The 8,648-nt window shown below is 61.4% G+C and carries 6 protein-coding genes; 2 read left to right on the forward strand and 4 right to left on the reverse strand.

Annotation, left to right across the window (positions count from 1 at the left end; all coding sequences use genetic code 11):
* A partial coding sequence (locus tag Q0053_RS02945) for a recombinase family protein (protein WP_298095794.1) occupies nt 1-802 on the forward strand: 802 nt, incomplete at its 5' end.
* A gap of 1,335 nt (nt 803-2,137) precedes the next feature.
* Here the strand turns inward: Q0053_RS02945 and Q0053_RS02950 are convergent.
* Genes Q0053_RS02950 through Q0053_RS02960 form a run of 3 tightly spaced genes read right to left on the reverse strand, consistent with a single transcriptional unit; the run spans nt 2,138 to nt 7,456 of the window.
* Nucleotides 2,138-2,656 carry a hypothetical protein gene (locus Q0053_RS02950; protein ID WP_298095797.1) on the reverse strand — a complete coding sequence of 173 codons (519 nt, stop codon included), beginning with the start codon at nt 2,654-2,656 and terminating at the stop codon, nt 2,138-2,140.
* Nucleotides 2,640-6,872: an RHS repeat-associated core domain-containing protein gene (locus Q0053_RS02955; protein ID WP_298095799.1), complete on the reverse strand. Its 4,233-nt coding sequence runs from the start codon at nt 6,870-6,872 to the stop codon at nt 2,640-2,642. The genes Q0053_RS02950 and Q0053_RS02955 overlap by 17 nt, the downstream gene beginning before the upstream one ends.
* A 26-nt stretch (nt 6,873-6,898) precedes the next feature.
* A complete protein-coding gene (locus Q0053_RS02960) occupies nt 6,899-7,456 on the reverse strand; it encodes a hypothetical protein (protein WP_298095802.1) in 558 nt (185 codons plus the stop codon).
* A gap of 153 nt (nt 7,457-7,609) precedes the next feature.
* Here Q0053_RS02960 and Q0053_RS02965 point away from each other — a divergent pair, with 153 nt between their 5' ends.
* A complete protein-coding gene (locus Q0053_RS02965) occupies nt 7,610-8,074 on the forward strand; it encodes a hypothetical protein (RefSeq protein ID WP_298095804.1) in 465 nt (154 codons plus the stop codon).
* A gap of 55 nt (nt 8,075-8,129) precedes the next feature.
* Here the strand turns inward: Q0053_RS02965 and Q0053_RS02970 are convergent.
* Nucleotides 8,130-8,648: hypothetical protein (locus Q0053_RS02970; RefSeq protein WP_298095807.1), on the reverse strand; the 519-nt coding region annotated here is incomplete at its 5' end.

Consider the following 8,648-nt stretch of genomic DNA (forward strand, 5'->3'; position numbering starts at 1 on the left):
CCATTCCGGCAAACGTTCATTTGCCGCGAGATCGGGTCGGGAAACGCCAATGAAGGCAATCGCATACTACCGGGTGAGCACGGCCTCTCAGGGGCGAAGTGGTCTGGGATTAGACGCTCAACGCCACGCCGTTCAGCAACTTTCAGTGCAGCGCGGTCTGTCGCTTCTGGCGGAGTTTACCGAGGTCGAGACAGGCCGTCGCGACGACCGACCCGTGCTCAAGAAGGCGCTGGCGAGGGCGAAGCTAACGGAGGCGACCCTTGTGATCGCCAAGCTCGATCGGTTGTCCCGCAATGCTGCGTTCTTGCTGACCCTGCGCGACAGTGGTGCGCGATTTTTGGCTGCGGACGTTCCGGACGCGAACGATCTGACGATTGGCGTACTGGCTGTGATTGCCCAGGCCGAACGGGAGATGATCTCGCGTAGGACGACCGAAGCTTTAGCCGCAATCAAACACAAGATCGCTCGTGGCGAGATACATCTATCCAGCCGGAGCGGGCGGCCTGTCACAGCGCTGGGCAATCCCCACGCGGAAGGTGCGCTCGGAAGGTATGCGGGAAATCTGACACTGGCTCGTCGGGCGAATGCTCGCCGAACGGCTGCCCGCTATCGCGAGCTCGCCCCCATCGTGACTGCGATTATGTCTGCCGGACACACGAAGCCTTCGGCAGTGGCGGCCGAGCTCAACCGACAGGGTATTGCCACCGTGCGCGGCGCTAAGTGGCATGCATCGACCGCCGCTCGGTTGATAGCTGCTCGGGTCGCCAAAGCGTCTGCTATGCGTCTCGCCGCGAAGGGCTGATTTCGACCCATAGCGGACATTAGAAGCCCCCAGACTGTCTCTCCAGCGGCCCTCGTGTGGTGGCACGACGCCGCGCCCTCGCCGTTCGCCAGCGCGAGAGAACCTGCCACGCATGGATTGCGAGGGATGAGCCTAACGCGATGGCACCGACCGCTCCTAGAAGGTTTAGAACCTGAGGATGCGTGTCGAACCGAAGAACGATGGTGAGAAAAGCCCCGACAACGCTAGCAAACGAAAGGGCCGCCAAAGTGATAACTAGCCGGTCGTTCGCCCTCAAATTGTAAGCCCAATACACCAGTAGGAATATCGGAGCGCGGACGAAAAAGTTGCTCCAGCTATGGTTGGCCGCGATCTGACCAAAGACGAACATTGCGGCGAGGCAGAACAACCCCGCCAATACCGCCTGGGCCAATCGCGCCGGTCTGTCGGACATCGAGATCATTCCTTGCCATCGACTTTCGGCGGTGCCGCTTAAAGCCTAGCACGTCCATGCCGCCACCACAGTTGCGTCCGCTAAGCACCCTCAGGCGACAGTCCGCTCCCGACCCATTGCGGACCTTGCCGGGCGGCCTATGCTGAGGTGATGGGGGGACGGAGAGCATCTCAGGCGGGGTTCGCGGTCGTCACGCTGGGGATCGGGGCTGCTTGTTTGCTGCTGTTGAACTCCACGACCGCAGAACCCCCAAGCCCCGCCTTGGCGGACGAGATCGACCGCCTGCTGGTTCGGGACTCGTGCATCAACTCAATCGAGGATTGGTCGTCCCGCGAGTATGCTTGGGGTCGTAACCTCTGGACAGGAGCACCCGTCGTTGGGCGCGGCTGGCTTGGTTCAGACAGGACAAGAGTTTCTGTGAGTTTTCGTCAGGGCCAAGGTGCAGGGAATTATCCGCCGGGACGGACTCTGATCCGAGCGGATCAGGTGGAAGTCCACTTTGACAGCAGTCCCAAGGGAATCCGTGCCAGCGCAGAATACGATGTCAGGGCGCGGCGACTGACTGACTTTGACTGCGGCCCCACCTATCCGCCCGAAGAACCGCAAACGGGCGGCCCCCTGTAACGTCCGCTTCCCCCCCATAGCGGACTCTCGGAGGGTCCGCTTTCGGGCGAGGTGGGTCTACAGCTCAACCTGCTCCACTAGCGCTAAGGCGTCGTCCACCTCGACACCCAAGTAGCGCACGGTGCTCTCTAGCCCACCGAACCAATGGCGTGACCATCCCGGCCAGCGAGCGTTTGCTGAAACGGGTAAGCGCCATTCGTTGGAATTCCCGAGTGCTCAACGGGCTCTGTTTTCTTCGGTAGGATCATCTTGCCTTAGTGATGTTTGTCCCCGCTTCGTCATTCATAGTATTCAGTGAAAGGGCCCTCGGTTTCCGAATAACAGATGCTCTCTTTTATTAACCACCTCCCATCAACTCGAATGAATCGGCAGGAAAAATAGTCCTTTAAATATCTTGATCTAAGGAAACTGTCCGGGTCGGCGAGGAAATCTTCCCGGCGATCTTCCCGGACAAAATTCACGATGACATCGTCACCGCTAAGGTGGTGGTAATAATTGAAACTGCCGGCTAAAACTATTTCTCTAGGCTTTCCGGATTTGGGTGGGCAGCGAGCTCCATCGATGAAGAAGCATTGAATCCCAGGCTCGATTTCTCCGCTCGTCGAGTCGAAGGTGTTTAAGGGCTCGAAGATCAACCCCCGAAGCGGCTGAAGATTACCGCTCTTTATGATGGTTGAAACCTCATCAGCCATCGCTGGCAAGCTAGGTATTGCCTCTTGGGAACTCGAGCTTTCAGCACAGCCAAGAATTGAGACTGCCGAAACCGCTATAGCTAGGTAGTCAGTTGGACCGGACACGGCACGCACTCCTGAGTCTTGTTCCGAGCGGATCGATCCGGCCCCCACCGATTCGGTGTGTATAGTGAAGGTGAGGAGGGCCGTCACCCGATCCATCTGATGTCCCAATCCGTTGCCCGCTCGAAACTGAGTCTCCCTGCCGCAATCCTTCGATCGCCGCAGTGTGAGCAAACCCCGATATGCTGCCGTCGTAGTTTTCAATCAGGATGGAGTTGCCCCCCCCTCCAGCACGCCAAATCCGTCGGACCGTGCCGGGTAATGGTGCGAATATTGGGGCCCCGAGGTACGCCCGCAAATCGACTGCCATATGCTGTCGACCCCCGGCCCTGAGATCGTCGAACCCAGAGTTCACCGTAGCGGGTGGCGTGACCGGGCAGGAGAACGTCGGCGAAAATCCCCGACGCAAGCCATCCCCCGGGCCATCCTGACTAACTTCAATTATACCACCGCTGCCGCTGAAGCCGCCCACTCCGCCAAAGGCCGGCAGAATCGTGCATGTGTTGTGATCGACATCGTCGTCTGGCCTCCTTCTCCTGAAGACACCGCCCAACAGCCCGCATTCGGTCGGGCCGACACCCGTATGGACTCCATCTAATCCCAACGGATCAGACAAATTCACCGGGTCCGCCCCCACATAGGCGTACAGGTTCGCTCCGGCCTGATACCCGATCGGGTCAGTTTGCAGGAACCGCCCAACCTTAGGCAGATAGGTCCGCGCCCGGTAGTGATATGCTCCTGCCTCGGCCAGCCAAGGCTGGCCGGTGTAGCCGAACCGGCCCGTGTTGTCTGAGGCGGGGACGCCGTATTCGTCGTAGCGGTTGATGCTGGAGACCACGCCGGTCGAGCCGGTCAGGGCCATCACCGACCCCCGCTCGTCAGCCAGAAGCCAGTCGCGGGTGCTGGTTCCAGAGCCGGTGTAGGCTGTGACGACTCCATCCAGCCCCAAGCCGGGCACATAGCGGCGGGTCACGGAGCCCGAGGCGTCGTATTCCGTGGCTAGCTGCTGACCGGCGTACTGATACCGTGTGGTGACGCCGCCCGTGCTGGACTGGTAGAGTCGGCCCAAGGGGTCGAAGGCGAAGGTCGCCGGGCTACCCGTATTCGCCGAAGTCAGGCGATTGGCCGAGTCATAACCGTAGGTCGCGCCGGGCACGGCCGTGGCGTTGCGGTTGCTGTCGTAGGTGACCGAACTGCTGTCGACCTGGGTCAACGCGTTCAGGCCGTTCAGCGTATAGGCCGTGGCTCCCGTGGAGGGCGTCCAAACATAATCGGTGTCGTTGACTGTGCGCCCGGTGATCTGGCCTGCGGGGTTATAGGCGTACCCCAAGGTCACATCGTCGCCGCTGCCCGAAGCGTCATGGCCCAGTGAGGTCATGCGGCCGAAGGCGTCGTAGCCGAAGGTGGTCACTACACCCGAGCCGCCAGCGCGGGTGATCCCGGTCACCTGACCCAGATTGCTGTATCCGTAGGTCGCCAGCACACCAGCGCCCGAGGTCGCGCCGTTCTCGCGGATGGCCGTCACAGCGCCGGTGAGATCATGCTCATAGGCCGAATAGTAGGAATCCGGCCAAGTGATCCGGGTCATCCGCCCGGCGGCGTCATACTGGTATGCCAAGACCCCGAACCCGTCAGTCTGGCTGGTCTGGCGCGACAGGGCGTCCCAAGCCAAACAGGTGGTCGTGGCGCTACAGACGATCGGCAATATCTCGACATCTGTGCTGACCGAAGTTTTGCGGTTCAACAGGTCGTACCGGTACTCGAAGTCATCCGTGCCGGAGGGGGCGTCGATGATCCTCAGCCGCCCCAGCAGGTCCCAGGTATAGCTGGTCGTCTGCCCGGCCCGATTACGGCTGCTGGACAAGCGGCCGTAATCGTCGAAGGTGTATTGCTCATAGTCGGTAGTGCTTGTTCCGCCGCCGGTGGCATTGGGATAGCGCAGCTGGGCTAGGCGGTCGAAGCCGTCGTACTCCATGATCGAGACGTTGCCGTTCCCGTCGGTCAGGCTTTCGGTCTGACCGTTGTCGGTGTACGTTAGGCTTTCCGTCAGGGCGTCGGCCGTGCCGAGGGCAGAGGTGGTCGTGAGCGGGCGGCCGACATCATCATATGTGGTCTGGGTGATCCGGTCTGGACCGAACCCGCCAGTCGTATCAAGCGTGCAGGCCGAAGACGGCAGGCTTGAGAACTCGGCCGGGTTCATGCGGATCGCGACGCACGACGGGCGGCCAGCGGCGTCGTAGGTGACTTGCTGAACACCAGAGACGGCTCCGGCAGCAGACATCTGTCGGGAAACGATGGGGCGGAAATAGGCAGCCGTGTCGTAGTCGGTCTCCGCCTTCACGATGGCAGAGAAGTTGGCCCATGTTCCACCCGACGCTGTGCCGATCTCGGCGACGGTGACCTGACCTCGCGTGTTGTAGGTGAGGCGCTGGGCTCGGTTTAGCAGAGCGCCCCCGCCGTCTGGATCAGGGCCGATGACACCCACCAACTGGCGCGGATCGGATGTGCCATAGACATACGTCGTGGTGTCAGCGGAGCCTGACAAAGGCCCATTGACCGTCAGGATGTCGCCTTGTGGCGTATATGTCATTGCGACTTCGGCCATGACCGGCGTCGCACCGGAGCCCCGGCTGGTCGAGACCGGCAGCAGGTTATTCGGGCTTGAGGTCGTCGGATAGGTGACCGCAGACACGACTTCATTCGATGTCGTTGTGCAGACAGGCGTCGGGGAGGTTTGCGGGTTGCCCGTGACGCAGGCTGAAGTCCCGACCGGCAGCGAGATCGCCGAACCGTTTGCATAGGTCGAGGCACTGTTGCGGTAGCGAGCCTGGAATGTGTCGTAGGTGTAGCGGGTCTGCGGTCTGGCGGCGCCGCTGGCGGGGGCCGGCAGGGTAACGCTGAGCACCTGCCCGGTCGTGGAGTCCCATTCGTACTCCGTGACGCCGCCCATGGAATCGGTGGTCGATTCCGGCTTGTTGCAGGTCTCGATGTCGGCGCACGGCAGAGCTGGATATTGGGTGCTGGTGACGATGGGATCTTCGCCGCTGCCGGGCTTGGGGTTCCGGGTCGTTTCCACGACGTTGGATCGGCCGTCGTACTCATACTCAACGTTGTCACCCTCCGGCTGGGTGACGCGGATTACCCGCAAGTCGGTGTCGTAGTCCCAAGCCCATTCGTTGTTGAGGGCGTCGGTGACCGAGGTCGCTCTGCCAATCGTGGTATCGACCTCGACAATCAGCTCCTGGTTCAACGGCCCCGTTGCGGTGGTTGTCTGGACCGAGCCCGAGGTCGAGTAGGTGTAGTCCCACTGACCGCTGGCGTTGGTCACTCGATTGACCAGCAGATCGGTCCCGGTGTTGTAATCGACGGCGACATCGTCAGCCGTGGCTCCGGGATAGCGAATGCTCTCGATGGCTTGCCACGCACCAATCGCGGAGTAGGTGTAGGAGGTCACTCGGCCCGCTTCGTCAGTCGCGGTTTGCGGGATACCTAATCCGGTGGTGAAACTCCCGTAGGTGACGCTTGGCCAAGTCTGGGTGAACGACGAACAACTGTTCGCAGTAGCGTCGCACCAGTCGACGGCCAGGTTAATGCCGCGCACATTGGACACTCGCCACCACGTCGCATCGCTGGCGGTATTCGAGGCGTATTCGTACTTCAGCATGTAGCCGCGGTTGTTCGAGATGGCTGAAAGCCGGTAAATCCTCCCCACAAAGGCGCGGAAGCCCATTTGGTAGGTGTAGGTCACCACCTCGCCTGCGGGCGAAGTCCAGCTGGTGATCAATCCCTCGGTCGCGCCATAGGGGTTTTCGCCGTTCATCATCATAGTGGCGAATACGGCCTTGTTCCCATGGCGATCAGTGACCTGATACTCGGTGCCGACCAGTTCGAGGCTCGAGCCGTTATTGTACTTTGAGACGTACTCCGTCCCGTCCCAGACGAACGGTTCGGAGATTGGGCCGATGCTGGCCACCAAATCACCACCGCTGAAACTGAGTCCCCCGATTGAGGTGTCTCGCCATCCTCCTGAGAACGAGCGACCATAGGCCAATCCTCCCGCTCCCGGCTGGCCGATCACCACCTCGGTGGTCCCATGGTTGAAGGTACCGGCGACCAGATCCACGCCGCGCGGATCAAGCGTGTAGTGCTCCGGCGGGATTGGTTGTTCTTGTGCGGCGACAGCCGAGGCTGATGCGGTGAGCATGGTACTGGCGAGCAAGCCCGCGACCCGGTTGAAGCGAGCCATCAGAAGCACCCTCCGCCGGTCACCGTCCCCGACCAGCGGGTCACACCGCCGCTTTTTACCGCCAGAGTTCCGTCGCTGTTCAGAAACAGCTCGGCCCCGGCGTATGCGCCCGTATTGCTCTGCCAGAGGATCGCGCCGGCGACATCGCGGACAACGAAGTTGCCGTTGGTTTCCATCCGCGCATACAGCGAGCGGCCTGTGCCCGTGCAGCTGTGCTGAACTACCCCAGACGATCCGGTCACCACGAGGTCGCCGCTCGTCTGCAAGGTCAGGGTGTAGGACCCATTGGTGATCGCTTGGGCTGGCACAAGGCTTTCGCCGCTCAAGAGCTTACCAGCGACGGTAGGGCCCGTCGTCGCATAGGCGTTGCGGGCCGTGCGGTTGTCGGCGTCATCCAGCGCATAGCTGGCGTACGCTCCCGACGTCGGCCTCGCCGTCGTCGCGGCGATGAGCCGTCCATTCGCATCATAGAGATAGGTCTGAGAGTCCTGGCCACAGGCGATAGTGGGCACTGTGAGCAGCGCCAAAGCGATCGAAACGCCTACGAGTGGTTTCATGACGGTTCCTCCCCAGATTGCATCGTTCGTCTAAAGCGCGAGCTTGTCAATATGTCAGAGTTGTGCGTCGGTTTCGGTCGTGGGGGCGGTCGCGACCGTTGTCCTCCAGCCGATCTGACCGGAAGGGGCCTTCATCAACTGAAGGAGGCCCACATGAGTGTTCTGGACAAACTTGAACTGACGGCTGGCGGCGAACGCCGGGTGAACTACGACCCGGTGCAGGTTCGCCGGCGCAAACTGGCGGCGGGTCTGCTGGATCAGATCAAGCTGATCGACGCCATCGAGCAGGGCGAGGCGCACACAAAGACGAAGATGCGCAAACAGATTGCGCAGGGCACCAATGAGGTCGTCACCACGCAGGAGAGCCGCTCAGTCTCGCCGTGGTGGACGATTGACGACGACGGCAAGGTTCACTTCGCCATCCGGTACGGTGCGATGCGTCTCAAGCTGAAGGGCACGAACGACACGATCGTTTGCAAGTCGCTCGGGGACCTCCGCCAAATCCTCCCGCCGCTGAGGCAGGAGGCCCTGACGGGGTCGTTTGATGCGGCGCTGGCGAAGGCCGCCGCCGAACTTCAAGCGCGGTTCACGCCGAAGAACGCCCCCAAATCCAAATAGCGCTTTGAAGGTCAGCCAGGCGTCTCACCGGATGCTTGGCTGACTGCGTTCCAGATCAGCTCTTCGACAGTAGTCGCTTCCCAGCCGCATGCGCCTCATCCGGCGGCAAGTCGGGGATGGTGATGTCGCCCAGGATTTCGCCATTTAGGTCCATCTGGACCACCGACGGCGCACCTCGGATCGCCACGTACAGCGTGCCTGCAAACTCGATGTGATCGATGAGCTCTCGAAGGCTGCTGGCCGTTCTCGCTCTAGCGTCCCGTCGTTCATCCGACGGCGGCCCGTCCAGCAAGTGATGAACGGCTGCGACACGATCGATGTGCTTGTCAGGGCTCACGGAGCCCCGAGCGTGTTCGAGACGAACCCTCAGTCCCTCGGTCGCGGCTTCGGCAGAAGCGATTTCGGTGCGGGCTCCCAGCCACCGCTGGCGGGCCTCTTGGTCGCCAGTCTCTTCGAACAAGTCGAGCATCCGCTTGGCACGGGCTTTCGCTTTCTCCAGCTCCCTCAACGCTCGGTACTCAGCATCGACGAGGCTTGCCGTCCCGACCGAGTTTTCGAAGAACCGGTCAGACAG

It is taken from the genome of Brevundimonas sp. (assembly GCF_027487935.1).
GTDB lineage: Bacteria > Pseudomonadota > Alphaproteobacteria > Caulobacterales > Caulobacteraceae > Brevundimonas.

Excerpts from the sequence above, each read along its gene's own strand:
- Q0053_RS02960 (WP_298095802.1), bottom strand. The coding sequence starts at position 7,456 with ATGAAACCACTCGTAGGCGTTTCGATCGCTTTGGCGCTGCTCACAGTG.
- Q0053_RS02965 (WP_298095804.1), top strand. The coding sequence starts at position 7,610 with ATGAGTGTTCTGGACAAACTTGAACTGACGGCTGGCGGCGAACGCCGG.